The sequence below is a fragment of the Rhizobium sp. CAU 1783 genome (genome assembly GCF_054551725.1).
The window spans coordinates 221,460-241,238 of the sequence record NZ_JBTOLM010000003.1 but is presented as its reverse complement, the minus strand read 5'-3'; the positions used below and the strand labels follow the sequence as shown (position 1 = coordinate 241,238).

The following is a 19,779-nucleotide window of genomic DNA, read 5'->3' as shown; positions in this document are numbered from 1 at the left end:
CCGAGCCAAAATCCACGGCAAATTTCCCGATCGAAGTGTATCAAAACGGCACAAGCGCCGAAAAAGACCGAGAATCGCGAATTGTCACCGAAACAGGCTAATCAATCGATATTATGGCATAATTTCGTTTCCCCTTGCTATTGTCACAGAGAAAACATACAAGGCACGGGAGGGTTAAAAGTGCCAACGGGATAGAATGACCACCGCGGCTGCCAACCTCTTCAAGGACTTGGCGCCTAGCTTGTCGGACACTCATCCGCCGTCTCCGCATTTTTATCCTGAAACTTGTTTAACACGTCGGCCCGGCCGGCAAACGTAACTGGTGGATGTCCACCACATGCTCTGACGAGCACTCATCGGGTCCCAAGGGGCCTATGTCATTGTCGTTTTCGTTCGGTCTTTGATGTCGTTGCAGTTGGTATTGAACACTCTTGGCGGGTCGGGCTCTTCGAGGATCCCGACGGCCGTTCAATTGCTGCCAGCGCACCCCGTCGGGCGAGAACATCTATATCCGGCGCCCAGCCCCTCAAGCCTCACCCGCACCAAAGTACAGCGAGCGAGTGGACAGCTTCCAGGCGGCGCCGAGGAGCACATCTTAAATGGCAGACAAAATGCTGATCGACGCGTCTCACGAGGAAGAGACGCGCGTTGTCGTCGTACGCGGTAACCGCATAGAAGAATTCGACTTCGAGTCCCAACACAAGAAGCAGATCCGCGGCAACATCTATCTGGCGAAGGTCACGCGGGTCGAACCCTCGCTTCAAGCCGCGTTCGTCGACTACGGCGGCAACCGCCACGGCTTCCTGGCCTTTGCCGAAATCCACCCGGACTACTACCAGATCCCCTATGCTGACCGTCAGGCACTGCTGAGCGCGGAAGCCGAGGAACATCGCCGCGAGGACGATGGCGACCTAGAAGACGCAGCTCCGGTCGTCGATCTCGCGACCCAGGAGCAGCCCGATACGGGCATCGTTCCGGCAACGGAAACCCTCGTCGAGACCGAAGCCGAAGTCGTAGCGGAGGCTCCGGTCGAAGCAGTTGCGGAAGAAGTCGCGGCCGAGGAAGAAACCCCCAAGGCAAAACCGAAGCGCGTCCGCAAGCCGCGCGCCAAGAAGGCCGCAGCCGAGGCGGAAGAACAGCCCGCTGAAGCGAGCGACGCTGGTGACGATGACGGCCGCAACGACATGGCCGCCCTGTTCGAGACCGACGACGAGATCTCGGAAGACACCGACGGCCGCCGCGGCCGCGACGACGATTTCGACGATGACGACGATGATGGCGACGGCGAGAAGGAAGAGATCGAATCCGTCGGCGCCGAAGACGCCATGGAAGAGGTTCCGGACCGCGTCGTGCGCAAGCCGCGCAAGCAGTACCGCATCCAGGAAGTCATCAAGCGCCGCCAGATCCTCCTGGTTCAGGTGGCGAAGGAAGAACGCGGCAACAAGGGTGCTGCCCTCACCACCTACCTGTCGCTCGCCGGCCGTTATTCGGTCCTGATGCCGAACACCGCCCGTGGCGGCGGCATTTCCCGCAAGATTACCCAGCCGACCGACCGCAAGCGCCTCAAGGAAATCGCGCGCGGCCTCGAAGTGCCGCAGGGCATGGGCGTGATCCTGCGCACCGCCGGTGCAAACCGCACCAAGGTCGAGATCAAGCGCGACTTCGAATACCTGATGCGCCTTTGGGAAAACGTCCGCACGCTGACGCTCAACTCGACTGCGCCCTGCCTCGTCTATGAGGAAGGCTCGCTCATCAAGCGCTCGATCCGCGACCTTTACAACAAGGACATCAGCGAGATCATCGTTTCGGGCGAAGAAGGCTATCGCGAAGCGAAGGACTTCATGAAGATGCTGATGCCGAGCCACGCCAAGGTGGTTCAGCCCTATCGCGATCTTCATCCGATCTTCTCGCGCTCCGGCATCGAAGGTCAGCTCGACCGCATGCTGCAGCCGCAGGTGACGCTGAAGTCGGGCGGCTACATCATCATCAACCAGACCGAAGCTCTCGTTTCGATCGACGTCAACTCGGGTCGTTCGACCCGCGAATACTCGATCGAGGATACGGCACTCCAGACCAACCTTGAAGCCGCGGAAGAAGTGGCGCGTCAGCTCCGCCTGCGCGACCTTGCCGGCCTCGTTGTGATCGACTTCATCGACATGGAAGAGAAGCGCAACAACCGCGCGGTCGAGAAGAAGCTCAAGGATTGCCTGAAGAACGACCGCGCCCGCATCCAGGTCGGCCGCATCTCGCATTTCGGCCTTCTGGAAATGTCGCGCCAGCGCATCCGCGCTTCGGTTCTCGAATCGACCACCCAGCTCTGCCCGCATTGCGGCGGCACGGGCCTCATCCGTTCGCAGTCCTCGGTCGCCCTGCACGTCCTGCGCGGTATCGAGGAATACCTGCTTAAGAACACGACGCACGACATCACCGTGCGGACCACCCCTGAAACGGCGCTCTACCTCCTCAACCAGAAGCGCGGCACCATCGTCGACTACGAGCACCGCTTCGGCGTTTCGATTGTCATCGACAGCGACAGCTCGGTCGGGTCGCAGCATTTCGGCATCGACCGCGGCGAAGCGGTTGCCAATCCGGTCAAGATCGAAAGCCTGATGCAGATGCTTCCGGCGATCGAAGAGGACGATTTCGTTCCCGAGCCGGAGGAAGAGGAAGACGACGAGGAGATCATCGCAGCCGCACCGTCGGCCCAGTCCGCCACCGCCAATGGTGAGGAACAGGGCGGCCGCAAGCGCAAGCGTCGTCGCCGTCGCCGCAACAAGAACGGCCAGGGCGGCAATGGCGCACAGGCCGGCGCCGAGGGTGAAGGCGACGAGGATGAAGGCGACGAGGGCGATGAAGACACCGCCGTCGAGGCTGGAGAGGAAGGTCGCGAAGATGCAACCGAAGCGGCGGGCGATGATAGCCAGAAGCGCAAGCGCCGTCGTCGCGGCAAGCGTGGCGGCCGTCGCAACCGTCCGGGCGAGGAAGGCGGCGAAGCCGGTGTGGAGGCATCCGGAGAGGATGAGTCGGAGGACGACAGCGACACCGAAGCCGCTCTGATCGAGGACATCGCAGAACAGGCGGTTACGGAAGAGCCCACGGCTCAGGCGGTCATCGAAGCGGGCGAGGAAATCGTCGCGCCGAAGCCCCGCCGCAGCCGCAAGGCCAAGGTTGTCGCATCGCCGGTCGAAGAGCCGGTCATCTCGGCCGAGCCCGAAGCCAAGGCCGAAGCGCCGGCCGCAGAGCCGGTCGCCGAACCTGTCGCCGAACCGGTCGCGGAGACCCCCGCAGCAGAAGAGGAAGAGGCCGCTGCCGAGGCGGAGGCCGTGGAAGAGGCAAAGCCGGCCCGCGCCAATCGGCAGTCGAACGTGTCTTCGTCCGAACCGGTCGTGACCTCGGTCAAGACCGCGACCGAGGGAGACGAAGAGCCGCCGAAGCCGAAGAAGGGTGGCTGGTGGCAGAAGCGCGGCTTCTTCTGAGAAGTCGCCCAAAGCCGAAGATGATCAAAGGCCGCGTCGAAAGCGGCCTTTTTTCGTTGTTGCGGGTCCTGGGCAAAGGCGGCAGGTGGAACGTAAGACGACTGCGAATGCAGACCGTATCGAACGCCCGGCATACGAAGCGGCCAGTGTTCACATTTCGATTCAAGGCCCTGTCAATTTGATTCCGGAAACGCCGCCAGGGCGTTGATCCGGAATCGTTTTTCTCAAGGCAACCAGCGCGCCATCCGATCGGTTGCCTCGACCATCTCGGCATAGGTGCCTGCATAGGAGATGCGCAGCGCCCGGTTCCCCTCGACCGGATCGAAATCCATGCCGGGCGTTGCCGCGACATCGATCTCGGCCAGCATACGCCGGGCAAAGGCCATGCTGTCATTGGTGAACCGACCGACATCGACATAGGCGTAGAAGGCGCCATCCATCGGCGACAGCAACGGCAGGCCCAGCTCAGGCAACCGTGTCATCAGGAAGTCGCGGTTGCGCCGGCAGCTCGCCTTGTAGTGCTCCAGCTCCTCTTCCGCGTCGAGGGCTGCGATCGCGGCGATCTGCGACAGTTCCGGGGCGGAGATGTAGAGGCTCTGCGCCAGGCATTCGAGCGGCCGAACGATGTGGTCCGGCACGACCATCCAGCCAATGCGCCAGCCGGTCATGCAATAGTATTTTGAGAACGAGTTGATGATGACCGCCTCGTTGCCGATCTCGAGTGCAGTCGCCTCTTCGCCCGCATAGGTGAGGCCATGATAGATCTCGTCGGAGATCAGCGTGATCCCCTGCCCCTGGCAATAGTCATAGACCGCCTTCAGCTGCGCGCGGCCGGTGACGGTGCCGGTCGGGTTGGCAGGGCTCGCGAGCAGAACGCCCTTCAGCCTCACGCCAGCGTTCGACTGCGCCGCTTCGAGGCTTTCGGGCGTCAGGGTGAATTGCGTCTCCTCGTTCACAGGCACTTCGACGACGGTCAGTCCCAGGGCCGAGAGAATGGCGCGATAGGCCGGATAACCGGGCCGCGCGATTGCCACCGCATCACCCGGATCGAAGAGTGCGAGGAACGCAAGGTTGAAGCCGGCGGACGAGCCCGTGGTGACGACGATCCGGGCGGGATCGACCGCAACACCGTGTCGCCGGCGATAATAGTCTGCCAGCTTGCTTCTCAGCTCGGAAAGGCCAAGCGCATCGGTATAGCCGATGCGCCCATGGGCGAGCGCCTCGCGCGCCGCAGCCAGGGCTGCCTGCGGCGCCGGATGGCCAGGCTGGCCGACGGCCATCGAAATGACCGGCGCCCCGGCATTTCTGCGCCGGGTCGCCTCGGCCAGAAGATCCATGGCATGGAAGGGTTCAACTGCACTGCGTCTGGAAAGGGAAACCACCAAAACCTCGCTCCGGTCTCGTCAAGGGCGCCCGACAATTGCCGCATTATTGCGCTGTTCACAATGGCGAGAGCGCTCAGGCGCAGCCCTTTTTCCGATTTCACTTGCCGCTCGCTGCCGATACGCTACAGCAAATCAACGGGTTCGGATGGCGAGGGCCATCCGGCCGAGATCCGCGATAGCGGAATGCCCATGAGAGGAATGACATGGCCTTCAGTTTCAAGAAGCTTGCGGCAACCGCCCTGGTGCTGATGCCGGTGGTGCTGCCCACCAGCGCGGGCGCACTGGACGACGCGCAGAAGAAGGAAATCGGCGATTTCATCAAGGATTACCTGATCGCCAATCCGGAAGTGATGCTCGACGTGCAGGATGCGCTTGAGAAGAAGCAGCAGGCCGCCCGTCTCGAACAGGCATCGGCCGCCGTGAAGGAAAACAAGGACGCGCTGTTTGCCTCCTCGCACGACATCACGCTCGGCAATCCCAAGGGTGACGTAACCGTCGTCGAGTTCTTCGACTACAATTGCGGCTACTGCAAGCGCGCGCTTTCCGACATGGACGCGATCCTGGCGAAGGACAAGAATGTGCGCTTCGTGCTCAAGGAATTCCCGATCCTTGGACCGGAATCGCAGGCGGCCCACAAGGTATCCGACGCCTTCCGCAAGATCGCGCCGGAGAAATACGGCGACTTCCACCGCGCCCTGCTCGGCAGCGAGGGCCGCGCCGGCGAAGAGAGCGCTCTTGAAGTGGCAGCCTCGCTCGGCGTCACCGAAGAGGCGATCCGCGCCAAGATGGCCGAAAGCCCGAATGACGAGTCCGTCAAGGAAGCCTATCAGCTGGCGACCAGCCTCGGCATTACCGGCACTCCGTCCTACATCGTCGGCGACGAAGCCGTGTTCGGCGCCATCGGCTCCGAGGCGATCGAAGAGAAGGTGGCCAACGTCCGCAGCTGCGGCCAGACGGCTTGCTGACCTCGGTTTCCCGCGCCTGCCCGAAATAGCCCTCATTTTCGGGGGAACGAATCACCGTCGGGCCGCTAGGGGCTTTCCCTTGCGGCCCCAGCGGTCTATAGGAGGCGGTTGAAAGTCGACGGAACCGCAGATGAGCAAAACAATTTTCGTTCTGAACGGCCCCAATCTCAACGCGCTCGGCAAACGGGAGCCAGGGATCTACGGGGGCAAGACGCTCGCCGACATCGAGGCCGACTGCATCGCCGCAGGCCTTGAACTCGGGCTTACCGTCGATTTCCGCCAAACCAACCACGAAGGCATGCTGGTCGACTGGCTGCACGAGGCTGGCGAAAAGGCGGTGGGCGTGGCGATCAATGCCGGTGCCTATACGCATACCTCGATCGCATTGCACGACGCCATCCGGGCGATCGGCGTTCCGGTCGTGGAGGTGCATATCTCCAACGTCCATGCCCGGGAAGAATTCCGCCACACATCCATGATCGCGCCTGCCGCAAAGGGCGTGATCTGCGGTTTCGGCCCGCACAGCTACATCCTGGCGCTCCACGCGCTGAAGAACATCACGCAATAACAAGAATACAGGACCCCTTTCCATGGCTGACAAGAAATCGGGAATCGATCAGGCTCTGATCCGTGATCTGGCAAATATCCTCAACGAGACGGATCTCAGCGAGATCGAAGTCGAACAGGACGACATGCGCATCCGCGTGTCGCGCGCCGCGCCGCAGATGATGGCGATGCCGCAGATGCCGGCCTATCAGGTCGCCGCCCCTGCCGTGGCCGCGGCAACCGCCCCGGTCGCAGCCGCCGAGCCCGCCCGCAACCTCGCCAATGCGGTCACGGCCCCGATGGTCGGTACCGCATACCTTGCTCCGGCTCCGGGTTCGCGTCCCTTCGTCGAAGTCGGCTCGATCGTCAAGGAAGGCCAGACCCTCCTCATCATCGAAGCCATGAAGACCATGAACCAGATCCCGGCGCCGCGTTCGGGCAAGGTGGTCGAGATCCTCATCGAGGATGGTCGCCCCGTCGAATACGGCGAACCGCTCGTCGTCATCGAGTAAGCCGATGAGCTCGATTTCGAAGATCCTCATCGCAAACCGCGGCGAAATCGCCCTCCGGGTCCTGCGCGCCTGCAAGGAACTCGGCATCGCGACCGTCGCGGTGCATTCGACCGCCGACGCGGACGCCATGCATGTGCGCCTCGCCGACGAAAGTGTGTGCATCGGCCCGCCGCCGTCGCGCGACAGCTACCTCAACATCCACCAGATCGTTGCGGCCTGTGAAATCACCGGTGCCGACGCCGTTCATCCGGGCTACGGCTTCCTGTCGGAGAACGCCAAGTTCGCCGATATCCTGGATGCCCACGGCATCACCTTCATCGGGCCGACCGCCGAGCATATCCGGCTGATGGGCGACAAGATCACCGCGAAGCAGACCGCCGTCGAACTCGGCATTCCGGTCGTTCCGGGCTCGGACGGCGAAGTGACGGCGGAGAATGCGCTGGAAACCGCGCGCGCCATCGGCTTCCCGGTCCTCATCAAGGCCACCGCCGGTGGCGGCGGTCGCGGCATGAAGGTCGCCAAGACCGAGGATGACCTCGAAGAGGCGTTCAACACCGCCCGGACGGAAGCCGCAGCCGCCTTCGGCAACGCCGCCGTCTACATGGAAAAATATCTCGGCAAGCCGCGCCACATCGAGGTGCAGGTCGTCGGCGACGGTGCCGGCAATGCGATCCATCTCGGCGAACGCGACTGCTCGCTGCAGCGCCGTCACCAGAAGGTCTGGGAAGAAGCCAATTCCCCTGCCCTCAACGTCGACCAGCGCATGAAGATCGGCCAGATCTGCGCCGACGCCATGAAGAAGATGAAGTACCGGGGCGCCGGCACGATCGAGTTCCTCTACGAAAACGGCGAGTTCTATTTCATCGAAATGAACACCCGCCTGCAGGTCGAGCACCCGATCACCGAAGCGATCACCGGCATCGACCTGGTGCACGAGCAGATCCGCGTCGCCTCCGGTGCCGGCCTGTCCGTCACCCAGGACGAGATCGTCTTTTCCGGCCATGCCATCGAATGCCGCATCAATGCCGAGGATCCGCGCACCTTCGTACCCTCGCCCGGCACGATCACGCATTTCCACGCTCCAGGCGGCCTCGGCGTTCGCGTCGACAGTGGCGCCTATGCCGGCTACAAGATCCCGCCCTACTACGACAGCCTGATCGGCAAGCTGATCGTGCATGGACGCACCCGCGTCGAATGCATGATGCGGCTGCGCCGCGTGCTGGACGAGTTCGTCGTGGACGGCATCAAGACGACGCTGCCGCTGTTCCAGGACCTGGTCGCCAACCAGGACATCGCGAACGGCGACTACGACATCCACTGGCTGGAAGACTATCTGGCCAGGACCTCCGCCTGAGGTGACTTAGGAATGGCAGGGCGCCGCAGCAGGGATCAGAGCATAACGCCGGAACTCCTGCTGCGCGCCTATTCCATCGGGCTCTTCCCGATGGCGGATGCCGCCGACGACCCGGAGATCTTCTGGGTCGAGCCGGAGATGCGCGGGATCATCCCGCTCGACGAGTTCCACGTCTCCAAAAGTCTCCTGAAGACGATCCGCAAAAAGCCCTTCGACATCCGCTTCGACACCGCCTTCGAGCGCGTCGTCGAAAAATGCGCGGAAGAGGTCGACAACCGGCCGAGCACCTGGATCAACCAGACCATCCGCGACCTCTATAGCGCGCTGCACAGCCTCGGCCACGCCCATTCCGTCGAGGCATGGGAGGGCGGCGAACTGGTCGGCGGCCTCTACGGCGTCTCGCTCGGCTCCGCCTTCTTCGGCGAAAGCATGTTCTCCCGCCGCACCGACGCCTCGAAGATCTGCCTCGTCCATCTCGTCGAACGACTGAAGGAGCGCGGGTTTACGCTGCTCGACACGCAGTTCACCACGGAACACCTGAAGACATTCGGGGCAATCGATGTTCCCAAGGCGGACTATGGGGTGTTGTTGGAGAGGGCGATGGAGGGGGAGACGTTGGTGTTTTGAGTGGGGGGCGGTTTGCGGCAATTGCGGACAAATGCGAATGCAGTTTCGGCCCTTCTTCAACCCTGAGCAATGCTGATTGCGGCCGCGATCAGTTTGTCCCGGTAGGCGGCGTAAACAGTAGTGTTGTTGCCCGGACCCCTCGGGTCAACCGCGATCAAAAGCTGATACACGCCGATTCCGGGTTGGGGTTGGGCCATGATCCGCCCTGCCAACGATTCAAGAGCCCTGCGGGTCGAGGAGGACATATGAGCGCACGAATTGCGGATGGTCTTCAAGTCCTGCAACTCAGCCGTGATGCTGCTTAGGGTGGGGTCGAACGGGTAGCCGCCTTGGAAATACAGGCTCGCCAGCTTTCGGACATTTTCGTGGTGGGCAAAATCGAAAAACCGGTGGGTGTGGATCACCATCCCTGTTGAATGGTCCCGCGTCGGCGGCGACACAAACTTAACCGGCTGGTTACCACCTAACGTGGCATCGCCCATCATGAAATCGCCAAAGGCCGCCTCGATGAACTCCTCCCATGCGATGAACAAGTTGAGGAACGCGGCCACGGTGATCTGCTCGCGGTCGCGCTGTGGAAAGATGTTCGCGCCGGCCGCGTCTGTCCGGTGTGCGTTAGCTATCAAGCTATCGCACTGCGCAAGACTCGCTTGGAAACCAGCCAGAGATTGCGCGATAGGCACGTGGTTAACCCGTGAAACCCGTATTCATCAGGTCGAGAAGATACCGTGCGCGGCGTTCTCTCACGGCTCCATCGGTGGTTGCGCGCCGGCTGTCCTGCAGGAACTGGGCAGCCTGCCTCTGCAGCTCTCCCGGCTCGGCCGAGAACAGCTCCGTCACCCCGTCCAGCCCGTTCCGCGCCCGTTCGATCTCGGCCTCGGTGGCCAGAGACACCCGTGGCACCGGCCGGTTGTCGAAATCGAACTTGGGCAAGCCATAGAGGCAGTGATAGACGGCAGTAAAGAGTGAGTAGAAGAGGTGGTTACGCCGGAACTCGGACTCCTTCAGCCCTTCAGGGAACAGCTTCGAGATGGTGTCCATAACGTCGCGAAAATGTTCCTCCAGCTCCAGCGTATCGTGCGCGAAGTCTTTCTCGTAAATGCCGTAGTACCGCTTAATCTGCTTCTTGGATTTGATGCCCTCGATCATCGCAATGAGGATGTCGGCCACAAGGTTGACTTCCTGCATCCGAAGAATCTGGACCGCTGAAACAATGTCCTGCGCCCTCCAGAACTCGTTGTACTCGAAGGCGATCTTGTCGGCCAACACTTTGAAAGGGCCGAAGTGGGCGGCGTTGATCTTCTCCTGATCGTTCAAGACGACGGCATAGGAGTTGAGGCGCGCAAAGATATCCAGGATCTCGGAGTCCGGCAGGTTGATGAGCAGATCGACCGCGATTTCGAACGACAGGAACTGCGCCTGGGCTTCCTCGGGAAGCTGGCTGAAGCGCATACCACCGAACTCGGGGTGCTGACCGCGCCCCAATGAGAAACCATCCTTGACATAGGAAAGAATGGTCCTGAGGCGTTGCTGCCCGTCCACCACCTCGCGCATCGACTGCTTAGTGGTGACGTTGAGCCTTTGACGGATGAAAACCTTAGGAATCGGCTTCCCACGAAGAATGGTGTCTATGAGGTAGCTCTTGGCCTTTTCGCTCCAGACTGCACGCCGCTGGAAGATTGGGTTGAGGACGAGTTGCTTCTGGCTATCCCACTCGACAAAATCGTTGATGCTATAGGTGCGAGAATCAAAACTCTTCATTCGTAAACCCCAGAGCGGAGAACACCGCTGCCATCACAGAATACTTGACTGACTTTCAGTATCGTTTTTCAACTCCGCTGTGAATTCATTTGCGGCTAACTTTCCGCAACTCTTCCTTTCGCGCTCCGTGTGAGCAAGCGAATACCTGATGACAGCTTTGAGCCGATAGCAGCCCTCAACGAGCCACCGTAATATGGCTGCTTCTGTCTCTCAATTATGGGAAGCAGACAGTTACCCGGCCCCGTTCTAGTATCCAACAGACCAAGCAGCCCCCTCACCCCCTCCTCGCCGCCTCAATTCTCGCCACATCGATCTTGCCCATCTCCATCATCGCCTCGAAGGCACGCTTCGCCTCATCGCCGCCCGCCGCCATGGCTTCGGTCAGGGTGCGTGGGGTGATCTGCCAGGAAAGGCCCCAGCGGTCCTTGCACCAGCCGCAGGCGCTCTCCTGCCCGCCGTTTGCGACGATGGCGTTCCAGTAGCGGTCGGTCTCTTCCTGGTCGTCCGTCGCGATCTGGAAGGAGAAGGCTTCCGACTGCCGGAAGGCCGGGCCACCGTTGATGCCCATGCAGGGAATGCCGGCGACGGTGAACTCGACGGTCAGCACGTCGCCCGCCTTGCCGGAGGGATAGTCGCTCGGCGCGCGGTGGACGGCATGAACCGCGCTGTCGGGAAAGACCTCGGCATAGAAACGGGCCGCGGCCTCGGCGTCCTTCTCGTACCACAGGCAGATGGTGTTCTTCGCAATGGCCATGGTTTCTCCTCCCCGGCTCTGCACATCCCTGCATTGCACGCCCGAAAGCCGGTTGCGTCAAGGGAGAATGGCGGGCGGAAGAAAGGTCCGGGCGTGGGATCACCCCCCTCTGCCCTGCCGGGCATCTCCCCCTCCAGGGGGGAGAAAACGTGGGGCGGCGTCTCGGCCAAAGGGGGACTGGGCCGAATCGCGGCCCGGGCGTCGGGGGGTATGGCCGGGTCAAGCCCTCCCCCTTGGGAGGAGGGGTTTGGGAGGGGAATTTTCTCCGCGCCTCACGCGGCCGTCAGGTCGGCCGTCTCGCCGAACTGGATGAGCAGGCGCGGGCTCGACATGTCGCCGCTCTCCTCGTCCACCTGCACCGAATAGGCCGCGACGCCGATGTGGCGGGCCGACATGGCGGTGGCGATCTTTTCGGCAGACACCGCATTGGAGGCCTGGCGCATCTCACCGGGCACCACGTTTCCGCGGTTCTTCTTGAAAGGCAGGACGATGAATTTTTCAGAAAGGGACATGGTCGAGGCTCCTGTTCGTTCCCTGAATGTTCTCATTCAAGGACATTGTCAAGCGCGGCATTGCGCCGTGCCGGTGAACCGGGGTGCAGGCATGGTCAATTCAGATGGGGTCTGGCGCGGCCGACGGGCATCAGGTCGCGGTCCGGGTCGTCTCCAGCGCGTGACGCCGTGAAGGTGCGCGGGCTCAGTAGAGCCCGACACCAGGCGGCGGAGCTCCGGCACCGGGCGGCGTTCCGACATCGGCCGGCGGCAGCAACTGCCCCTCGGGCACCGGCTGGCCGTCCTCAGGGAAGCCGTTTTGGGGCAAGCCGTCCTGGGGCAAGCCGTCCTGCGGGAAGTCGGTCGGCGGCAAGGCGTCGCCGGGGACGTCCTGCGGGATTTCCTGCGGCGCGTCGAGGGGCGGCACGACGCCGGGTGCGGCTTCGCCGGGCAGCCCCACTGCGGGTGCCGCGTCCGCCGGTGCGGCTGCGCCCGGATCGACGGACGGCTGCGCCGTGCCATCGGTTGCCGGCGCGGGGGCCGCTGCCGCCTTGGCCGGCTCGGGCGCCGCATGGGCGGCCTTCACGCCGGGGGGAGCCGGAACGTCGGACTTCTCCTTGCAGCCGGTCAGCCAGACGTCATAGATCGCGTGCTCGACGGCGTTGAGCGCCGGGCTGTCGGCGAACATCCAGCCGGAGAAGATGCGGCGGATCTTGCGGTCGAGGGTGATTTCGTCGACCTCGACGAAGCCGTCGATCTTTTGCGCTTCGGTTTCGTCGCGAGAATAGCAGACCTTCGGGGTCACCTGCAGGGCGCCGAACTGAACGGTCTCATCGATATAGACGTCGAAGGAGGTGATGCGGCCGGTGATCTTGTCGATGCCGGCGAATTCGGCGACCGGATTGGAAATGCGCTCGGCCCGGGCGGTTCCCATGCCGGCAAGCGTCGCGGCGGAAACGGACAAGGCCGCCATGCCCAGCACAGCAAGGGTTGAGCCACGCCCGAAACGCTTCATGTCTGCCATTCTCCAGCCTTCAAATCCGTGGGCGCCGCTCGCAGCTCGGGCGCCACACAGAGGCCCTAGAACCGAAATGTGGCCAAATCGGGTGTCAGTTGCCGGGGGTCCAGGCGTCGTAATCGCCCGTCACTCGCGGACGCTCGCCGGTCGCGGCGATCGAGCCCTGGGGACGGTAGGCAGCGGCCGTGCCGGTCGGGTTGGCGCGATGCCCCTTCTGCCATTCGGCGGCCTTGTAGTCTTCCTTCGACGGCGGAACGTCGGTGCGGTAGTGCATCCAGCCGTGCCAGCCGGCCGGAATGGCGGAAGCGTCCGCGTAACCCTTGTAGATGACCCAACGGCGCGGCAGGCCGAAGGTGGTCTTGCCGCCTTCGTAATAGATGTTGCCGAACTGGTCTTCACCGACCTTCGTGCCCTTGCGCCAGGTGAAGAACCGCGTGCCCATGGTCTGACCGTTCCACCAGGTGAAAAGTTCCAACAGAAGCTGCTTCATGTCTCGTCCTTGGTCCGTGCCGGTTGCGGCAGTCGGCTTGTCATCTTTCTCCGCTTATGCCGCCTCCCCGGCCGGTTGTCCAGTGATTCGCCGCGCGGCGGCACTCATTTCAGCTTGTACTTGAAGCCGAAATGGCTCCGGATAAAACCGAGCCGCTCATAGAAGCGGTGCGCGTCGGTGCGGCGGGCATTCGAGGTCAGCTGGACGAGGCGCAAGCCCTGCCGTTCGGCCTCGGCGATCGCGTGGCGGATCATCGCCGCGCCGATCCCCTGCCCCCGGCAATCGGGCCGCGTATGCACCGCCTCGACGATCATCGACGTCGATCCGCGGCCCGAAAGCGTGGTGGTCAGAAGCGTCTGGAAGGTGCCGACGACCTCGCCGTCCCGTTCGGCGACATAAAGCACTTCGCGCGGCGTCTGCTGGAGCGTCCGGAAGGCGGCGAGATAGTCGGCTCGCGCACCCTCGTCCGTCGTGTCGCCGTGACCGCCGACATCGTCGGATGCGAGAAGTGCGACGATGGCGTCCAGATCATTTTCGGTAGCTGGCCTGATCGTGACCGTTGACGCTTGCATGCTTCATCCTTCCCGGCGTTAATCGGTCCAGACGTTAGGAACAGAGGGAGGCGCTGCGTATGACGATCTCACGGTTTTGCACCACTATTTTTGCTCTGACCGTGGTCGCGGCTGCGGCCTTCGCCGAGGAAGGCGGGAGAAAGGGCATCGCCTTCGTCCAGGCGCCGGAAATGTCGAGCGGGGTGTGCACAGGCAAGGACGCGGCCAGCGCCTTCGACTGCGCCAAGAAACAGTGCATCGACGGTGGCGGCACGGCGGAAGACTGTCTGGAGCAGGCCTATTGCTTCCCCGCACGCTTCAGCGTCGACGTCTTCATGCAGTCGTCCGAGGGGCCGCACTGGCACGAATATTTCTGCGGCTGGGAAAGCAAGGAACTGGCGCTCGCCGCCGCCAAGGTCGCCTGCGACAACGTCAAACGGCCGGACCTCATCGAATGCACGGCGGTTCTGACCTATGACGAGGACGGGACGTCGGAAGAAGTTCCGATGGACAACTGACGCGGCCAAGACACCTGCCGGCACTCAGCTGAGGCGTTTCTCCATGATGATCGCCGGCAGGCCGCTGTCGGGGCCGCCGCAGCTCGTCGTGCGGTCGACCTCGGCGAAGCCGTGGGCCTCGTAGAAGCCGATCGCGGCGGCATTCCTCGGCTCCACTTCCAGCCGCATGATCTCGGCATCGGGAAAACAGGTCTCGAGCTCGGCGAAGAGATCGCGGCCGATCCCCATGCGCAGACATGAGGGATGAACATAGAGCTGGTGCAAGAAGGCCGTCTTTGCCATTTTCGAGGACATGGCCGCATAGGCCATGCCACCGAGCCGGCGGCCGTCATCGGCCACCAAAAATTCGCCGCCTTTCTTCCCGATCCGGGCCTTCAAGGCCGGGATCGAATGCCAGGCATCGACCAGCTCGCGCACCTTCTGCTCACCGTAGAGTGGATCATAGGTGGCGTGAAAGGCGTCCGACAGCAGGGTGCGGAGCGCTTCCGCGTCCTTGAGGCTGGCGGTGCGGACGAAGAACAAGGCCTACTCCTCGACGATGCCGAGCTTGGCCTTGACGAGGGCCTGCACCGCCTGCGGGTTGGCCTTGCCGCCGGTCGCCTTCATCACCTGGCCGACGAACCAGCCGGCGAGCGTCGGCTTGGCGAGAACCTTGGCGACCTGGTCCGGGTTGGCGGCGATGATCTCGTCGACGGCCTTTTCGATGGCGCCGGTGTCGGTCACTTGGCGCATGCCGCGGGCTTCGACGATCTCCGCCGGGTCACCGCCTTCGTTGAAGACAATTTCGAACAGGTCCTTGGCGATCTTGCCGGAGATGGTCTCGGCCTTGATGAGGTCGATGATGCCGCCCAGCTGGGCGGGCGAAACCGGAGTCTCTTCAATGGCTTTGCCGGCTTTGTTCAAGGCACCCAACAGGTCGTTGATGACCCAGTTGGCGGCCGTCTTGCCGTCGCGGCCCTCGGCCACGGCCTCGAAATAGTCTGCGATCGCCTTTTCCGAGACCAGCACGGAGGCGTCATAGACCGACAGGCCGAGTTCGCGGACGAAACGGGCCTTCTTGTCGTCAGGCAGTTCCGGCAGGTCCTTCTTCAGCGCCTCGATGAAGGCATCGTCGAACTCGAGCGGCAGCAGGTCCGGATCGGGGAAATAGCGGTAGTCATGCGCGTCTTCCTTGGAGCGCATCGAACGGGTCTCGCCCTTGTTCGGGTCGAACAGGCGGGTTTCCTGGTCGATCGAGCCGCCGTCCTCCAGGATGGCGATCTGGCGACGGGCTTCGTATTCGATCGCCTGGCCGATGAAGCGGATCGAGTTGACGTTCTTGATCTCGCAGCGCGTGCCGAACTCACCGCCCGGCTTGCGCACGGAGACGTTGACGTCGGCGCGCATCGAGCCTTCATCCATGTTGCCGTCGCAGGTGCCGAGATAGCGCACGATCGAGCGCAGCTTGGTCATGTAGGCCTTGGCCTCGTCGGACGAGCGCATGTCGGGCTTCGACACGATTTCCATCAGCGCGACGCCGGAGCGGTTCAGATCCACATAGGACATGGTCGGATGCTGGTCGTGCATCGACTTGCCGGCGTCCTGCTCCAGATGCAGGCGCTCGATCCCGATCTCGATATCCTCGAAGTTGCCCTGGCGGTCGGGGCCGAGCGAGATGATGATCTTGCCCTCGCCGACGATCGGATCCTTGAACTGCGAGATCTGGTAGCCCTGCGGCAGGTCCGGATAGAAATAGTTCTTGCGGTCGAAGATCGAGCGCTTGTTGATCTGCGCCTTCAGGCCGAGACCGGTGCGCACGGCCTGAGCCACGCATTCCTCGTTGATGACCGGCAGCATGCCGGGCATGGCGGCATCGACAAGCGAGACGTTGGCGTTCGGCGCATTCCCGAAGGTCGTCGAAGCGCCGGAGAAGAGCTTCGACTGGCTCGTCACCTGGGCGTGGACTTCCATGCCGATAACGATTTCCCAGTCGCCGGTTGCTCCCGGGATGAGGCGTTTCGGATCGGGCGTGCGGGTGTCAACAAGGGTCATCGGCTGCTCGTGTCATGCGTTGTTTTCGTATCGGTTGAGGTAGAGCAAATGGTGCGGAGGCGCAAGGCTTGTCGGGCCTGGACGAGCGATCGCGGGAGCGGTGCGGCGGACTTTGCCAAGCGTTAATCCGGATCGGCCATCATGGCTCGATGCCAAGCGAAACGAGCCTAACCCTCCTTGCGATCCTCGCGCTCTACAACGTCGTCGTCTTCTGCGTCTATGCCTGGGACAAGCTGGCAGCACAAAACGGTGGCTGGCGGATCCGGGAAGACGCGCTTCTTGGCCTTGCCTTCTTCGGCGGAGGCGCGGGCGCCTTCCTCTGCCAGCGCCTCATGCGCCACAAGACCCGCAAGCCGCCATTCCGGGTAGCGCTGCCGGCGCTCTTCATTCTGCAGACGGTCATCATCGGCGTGGCGGTTCTCGCTCCGGGCCCGGCGCTAGCAGGGAGCCGGGCGACACTGACGATTTTCCGCGGCTTCTAGAACTCCTGGCCATAGGCCGGGACGGCGGGGGCGGCGAGCTGTTTCGACAGGCCGACCGACTGGATGTCCCGGTCGAGCTTGGGATTGTAGACAGTGGTCAGCCAGTGGACCGCATAACCGTGCTTCTCGAAAAAGCCTACCGCCTCGATGTTCTTGGCATGGGTCTGGAGGCTCGCCCTGGAAAACCCCTGATGGACGATCTCCTTCTCGATCTCGGCGAGCAGCGCGGTCCCCAGACCCTGTCGCTGAAAATCAGGATCGATCCAGAAATCGGTGATGTTCTCGTCCAGATGCTCCCGCGCCGCCCAGCCGGCCGGCTGGCCGTTCTTGTCGATCACCGAAATCGTCAGCCACTCACTGTGGGTGAAGTTGACGAAGGCGCTACGGGCACTTTCGACCATCGACTTGGTCTCGCCGACGAGGACCATCGCCTTTTCCCAGGCCCGAAGGCCGATCTCGGCCAAAAGGTCCGCCTCGTCGCGGCGCGCATTGCGTATCGTGATCATTGGCTGCCCATCCTTCGATCGCAGTAGACCATCCGGGGCAGCGATTTTCCAGCCTTGAGCCCGAAGGACAATTTTCCGGCGGACATTATGTATACACATCAATGCTTTGGCGCATCGTCCCGGATGCTCCTCGAAGAGGCGGGTCCATTCTCGCCCGGCGAGAAGGCCTTGTGACCGAATCACCACGGCGCCGCGACAAGACGTCCCGCCGCGGCTCAGGTGCTTGACGAAGACAGGCGGCGCGCCCATCTTGAGGGCGCAACCAATGGAGTGTGGATGTTCGGTTCGTCCGAGACCCGGTAAGGGCCCCTGCCCGCGATCAATTCCGATCCGCGCGCACGGGCCAGTGAAAAACGCATAGCCCCGACGCCGCAAGGCGCCGGAAACGGTTTTTCATGCGCTCTTCAAGAGCGCTATCCGGATCGACAATCATGGACATCTCTCGCGCCGAACAGCGCATCCTCCACCTGCTCGCCCAGGGCGGGCGCATCGAAATCACCCGCGACGAAAACCACAGAATAGAGAAGATCCAGCTCTTCACCCGCGAAGGCTGGATGTTCACCGGCCTCGACGTGATCGCCTTCCGAAAGCTGAAACAGAAGAGGGCCATCAAATCACAAGGCGGCAAGCCCTACCGCATTACAGAACGCGGCCTGGTGCTGGTCCGGTCACAGCCTGACAACAGGTAGCGTAAACGAAAGCGGCGCCCCAGGGCGCCGCTCTTTTCATTCCGATTGTGGGTCGATCACCACCACTTCGCCGGGGTGAACTTGCCGGCAGCCTGTTCGATGACGTGGGCGGTCTTGAAGAGGGTTTCCTCTTCGAACGGCTTGCCGATCAGCTGCAGGCCGAGCGGCAGGCCCTTCGAGTCGAGGCCGGCCGGAACAGACAGGCCCGGCAGGCCGGCCATGTTGACGGTGACCGTGAAGATATCGTTGAGGTACATTTTGACGGGATCGGCCGCCAGTTCCTTGTCGCCGATGGCGAAGGCGGACGACGGGGTTGCCGGGGTCAGGATCGCATCGACGCCGGCGTGGAAGGCCAGTTCGAAATCACGCTTGATCAGCGTGCGGACCTTCTGCGCCTGCAGGTAATAGGCATCATAATAGCCGGCCGAGAGCACGTAGGTACCGATCATGATGCGGCGTTTGACCTCGGTGCCGAAGCCGGCAGCGCGGGTCTTTTCGTACATGTCGGCAATGTCCTTGCCGTCGACGCGCAGGCCGTAGCGCACGCCGTCGTAGCGGGCCAGGTTCGAGGAGGCTTCGGCGGGCGCGACGATGTAATAGGCCGGGAGCGCATACTTGGTGTGCGGGAGCGAGATGTCGACGATTTCGGCGCCGGCATCCTTCAGCCAGGCGATGCCCTGGCTCCACAGCGTCTCGATCTCGCCCGGCATGCCGTCGACGCGGTACTCCTTCGGGATACCGATCTTCATGCCCTTCAATGACTGGCCCAGCGCCGCTTCATAGTCCGGAACCGGCAGGTCCACGGAGGTCGTGTCCTTGGCATCGACGCTTGCCATCGACTTCAGGAGGATGGCGGCATCGCGAACGTCACGGGCGATCGGGCCGGCCTGATCGAGCGATGAGGCGAAGGCGATGGTGCCCCAGCGCGAGCAACGGCCATAGGTCGGCTTGATGCCGACGGTGCCGGTGAAGGCCGCCGGCTGGCGGATCGATCCACCCGTGTCGGTCGCGGTCGCGCCGGCGCACAGATGGGCAGCCACGGCAGCGGCCGAACCGCCGGACGAACCACCGGGCACCAGCTTCTCGTCGGAGCCCTTGGCCTTCCACGGGTTGACGACCGGTCCGTAATGGGACGTCTCGTTGGACGAGCCCATGGCGAATTCGTCCATGTTGAGCTTTCCGAGCATCACGGCGCCGTCATCCCAGAGGTTCTGCGTGACGGTCGATTCGTATTTCGGCTTGAAGCGGTTCAGGATGTCGGAGCAGGCCTGGGTATGGACATCACGCGTGGCGAACAGGTCCTTGATGCCGAGCGGGATACCTTCGAGCGCGCCGGCCTTACCTTCGGCATAGCGGGCATCCGAGGCTTTCGCCATCTCGCGGGCCTTTTCCGGCGTGACGGTCACATAGGCGTTGATCACGTCATTGGCGGCCTCGATCGCCTGGATATAGGCATCGGTCAGTTCGACGGCCTTGATCTCCTTCGCGGCCAGTTTGGCGCGGGCTTCGGCAATGGTGAGGCTGGTCAGTTCGCTCATGAGGTCGGTTCACTTCAGAATGCGGCGCTCGGCTTCAAGCGCCCGGATAGCGGGATCGGCGGCGACAGGAGGCGGCGGGCGCCCT

At 62.7% G+C, this 19,779-nt stretch carries 21 protein-coding genes; 9 read left to right on the top strand and 12 right to left on the bottom strand.

Going from position 1 to position 19,779, the window contains the following annotated elements; genetic code table 11:
• The first annotated feature begins 599 nt into the window (after nucleotides 1-599).
• Complete coding sequence (locus ACX93L_RS14880; protein WP_459405574.1) at nucleotides 600-3,476, top strand: Rne/Rng family ribonuclease; 2,877 nt, start codon at nucleotides 600-602, stop codon at nucleotides 3,474-3,476.
• Between the two features lie 224 nt (nucleotides 3,477-3,700).
• Here the strand turns inward: ACX93L_RS14880 and ACX93L_RS14875 are convergent, their stop codons facing one another.
• Entirely contained in the window at nucleotides 3,701-4,858 is a 1,158-nt protein-coding gene (locus ACX93L_RS14875) for a pyridoxal phosphate-dependent aminotransferase (RefSeq protein WP_459405829.1), read from the bottom strand.
• A 206-nt stretch (nucleotides 4,859-5,064) separates the two neighbouring features.
• Between ACX93L_RS14875 and ACX93L_RS14870 the strand changes: the two genes are divergently transcribed.
• The 5 genes from ACX93L_RS14870 to aat all read left to right on the top strand — a co-directional run bounded on the left by ACX93L_RS14870 (nucleotide 5,065) and on the right by aat (nucleotide 8,865).
• Nucleotides 5,065-5,826 carry a DsbA family protein gene (locus ACX93L_RS14870; protein ID WP_459405573.1) on the top strand — a complete coding sequence of 254 codons (762 nt, stop codon included), beginning with the start codon at nucleotides 5,065-5,067 and terminating at the stop codon, nucleotides 5,824-5,826.
• A gap of 130 nt (nucleotides 5,827-5,956) precedes the next feature.
• Nucleotides 5,957-6,394, top strand: a complete 438-nt coding sequence (aroQ, locus tag ACX93L_RS14865; RefSeq protein ID WP_459405572.1) for a type II 3-dehydroquinate dehydratase — start codon at nucleotides 5,957-5,959, stop codon at nucleotides 6,392-6,394.
• Between the two features lie 22 nt (nucleotides 6,395-6,416).
• A complete protein-coding gene (accB, locus tag ACX93L_RS14860; protein WP_459405571.1) occupies nucleotides 6,417-6,884 on the top strand; it encodes an acetyl-CoA carboxylase biotin carboxyl carrier protein in 468 nt (155 codons plus the stop codon).
• A 4-nt stretch (nucleotides 6,885-6,888) separates the two neighbouring features.
• Nucleotides 6,889-8,238: an acetyl-CoA carboxylase biotin carboxylase subunit gene (gene accC, locus ACX93L_RS14855; protein WP_459405570.1), complete on the top strand. Its 1,350-nt coding sequence runs from the start codon at nucleotides 6,889-6,891 to the stop codon at nucleotides 8,236-8,238.
• A 12-nt stretch (nucleotides 8,239-8,250) separates the two neighbouring features.
• On the top strand, nucleotides 8,251-8,865 hold the full coding sequence (gene aat, locus ACX93L_RS14850; protein ID WP_459405569.1) for a leucyl/phenylalanyl-tRNA--protein transferase: 615 nt from the start codon (nucleotides 8,251-8,253) through the stop codon (nucleotides 8,863-8,865).
• A gap of 56 nt (nucleotides 8,866-8,921) precedes the next feature.
• Here aat and ACX93L_RS14845 read toward each other — a convergent pair whose 3' ends face one another.
• From ACX93L_RS14845 to ACX93L_RS14815, 7 genes are all read right to left on the bottom strand, one after another.
• Complete coding sequence (locus tag ACX93L_RS14845) at nucleotides 8,922-9,548, bottom strand: hypothetical protein (RefSeq protein WP_459405568.1); 627 nt, start codon at nucleotides 9,546-9,548, stop codon at nucleotides 8,922-8,924.
• Nucleotides 9,549-9,552: 4 nt separating this feature from the next.
• Nucleotides 9,553-10,626 (bottom strand): GmrSD restriction endonuclease domain-containing protein, encoded by a 1,074-nt coding sequence (locus ACX93L_RS14840; protein WP_459405567.1) that lies wholly within the window; start codon nucleotides 10,624-10,626, stop codon nucleotides 9,553-9,555.
• Nucleotides 10,627-10,900: 274 nt separating this feature from the next.
• Entirely contained in the window at nucleotides 10,901-11,374 is a 474-nt protein-coding gene (locus tag ACX93L_RS14835; RefSeq protein ID WP_459405828.1) for a VOC family protein, read from the bottom strand.
• Between the two features lie 278 nt (nucleotides 11,375-11,652).
• Nucleotides 11,653-11,892: a hypothetical protein gene (locus ACX93L_RS14830; RefSeq protein WP_459405566.1), complete on the bottom strand. Its 240-nt coding sequence runs from the start codon at nucleotides 11,890-11,892 to the stop codon at nucleotides 11,653-11,655.
• 184 nt (nucleotides 11,893-12,076) lie between these two features.
• Nucleotides 12,077-12,895: a DUF2155 domain-containing protein gene (locus ACX93L_RS14825; RefSeq protein ID WP_459405565.1), complete on the bottom strand. Its 819-nt coding sequence runs from the start codon at nucleotides 12,893-12,895 to the stop codon at nucleotides 12,077-12,079.
• An 85-nt stretch (nucleotides 12,896-12,980) separates the two neighbouring features.
• Nucleotides 12,981-13,379 (bottom strand): NADH:ubiquinone oxidoreductase subunit NDUFA12, encoded by a 399-nt coding sequence (locus ACX93L_RS14820; protein WP_459405564.1) that lies wholly within the window; start codon nucleotides 13,377-13,379, stop codon nucleotides 12,981-12,983.
• Between the two features lie 104 nt (nucleotides 13,380-13,483).
• Complete coding sequence (locus tag ACX93L_RS14815; protein ID WP_459405563.1) at nucleotides 13,484-13,951, bottom strand: GNAT family N-acetyltransferase; 468 nt, start codon at nucleotides 13,949-13,951, stop codon at nucleotides 13,484-13,486.
• A gap of 59 nt (nucleotides 13,952-14,010) precedes the next feature.
• Between ACX93L_RS14815 and ACX93L_RS14810 the strand changes: the two genes are divergently transcribed.
• On the top strand, nucleotides 14,011-14,448 hold the full coding sequence (locus ACX93L_RS14810) for a hypothetical protein (protein WP_459405562.1): 438 nt from the start codon (nucleotides 14,011-14,013) through the stop codon (nucleotides 14,446-14,448).
• A gap of 24 nt (nucleotides 14,449-14,472) precedes the next feature.
• Here the strand turns inward: ACX93L_RS14810 and ACX93L_RS14805 are convergent, their stop codons facing one another.
• Nucleotides 14,473-14,970 (bottom strand): GNAT family N-acetyltransferase, encoded by a 498-nt coding sequence (locus tag ACX93L_RS14805; protein ID WP_459405561.1) that lies wholly within the window; start codon nucleotides 14,968-14,970, stop codon nucleotides 14,473-14,475.
• Nucleotides 14,971-14,973: 3 nt separating this feature from the next.
• Nucleotides 14,974-16,479: an Asp-tRNA(Asn)/Glu-tRNA(Gln) amidotransferase subunit GatB gene (gene gatB, locus ACX93L_RS14800; protein WP_459405560.1), complete on the bottom strand. Its 1,506-nt coding sequence runs from the start codon at nucleotides 16,477-16,479 to the stop codon at nucleotides 14,974-14,976.
• Between the two features lie 149 nt (nucleotides 16,480-16,628).
• On the opposite strand from gatB, the gene ACX93L_RS14795 reads away from it, so the two are divergent.
• Nucleotides 16,629-16,961, top strand: a complete 333-nt coding sequence (locus ACX93L_RS14795; RefSeq protein WP_459405559.1) for a DUF1294 domain-containing protein — start codon at nucleotides 16,629-16,631, stop codon at nucleotides 16,959-16,961.
• Here ACX93L_RS14795 and ACX93L_RS14790 read toward each other — a convergent pair.
• Nucleotides 16,958-17,467, bottom strand: a complete 510-nt coding sequence (locus tag ACX93L_RS14790; protein ID WP_459405558.1) for a GNAT family N-acetyltransferase — start codon at nucleotides 17,465-17,467, stop codon at nucleotides 16,958-16,960. The genes ACX93L_RS14795 and ACX93L_RS14790 overlap by 4 nt on opposite strands.
• Nucleotides 17,468-17,898: 431 nt before the next feature.
• Here ACX93L_RS14790 and ACX93L_RS14785 point away from each other — a divergent pair, with 431 nt between their 5' ends.
• On the top strand, nucleotides 17,899-18,156 hold the full coding sequence (locus ACX93L_RS14785) for a YjhX family toxin (RefSeq protein ID WP_459405557.1): 258 nt from the start codon (nucleotides 17,899-17,901) through the stop codon (nucleotides 18,154-18,156).
• 56 nt (nucleotides 18,157-18,212) lie between these two features.
• Here the strand turns inward: ACX93L_RS14785 and gatA are convergent, their stop codons facing one another.
• Nucleotides 18,213-19,694, bottom strand: coding sequence for an Asp-tRNA(Asn)/Glu-tRNA(Gln) amidotransferase subunit GatA (gene gatA / locus ACX93L_RS14780; protein ID WP_459405556.1), 1,482 nt, complete (start codon nucleotides 19,692-19,694; stop codon nucleotides 18,213-18,215).
• Nucleotides 19,695-19,779 lie beyond the last annotated feature (85 nt).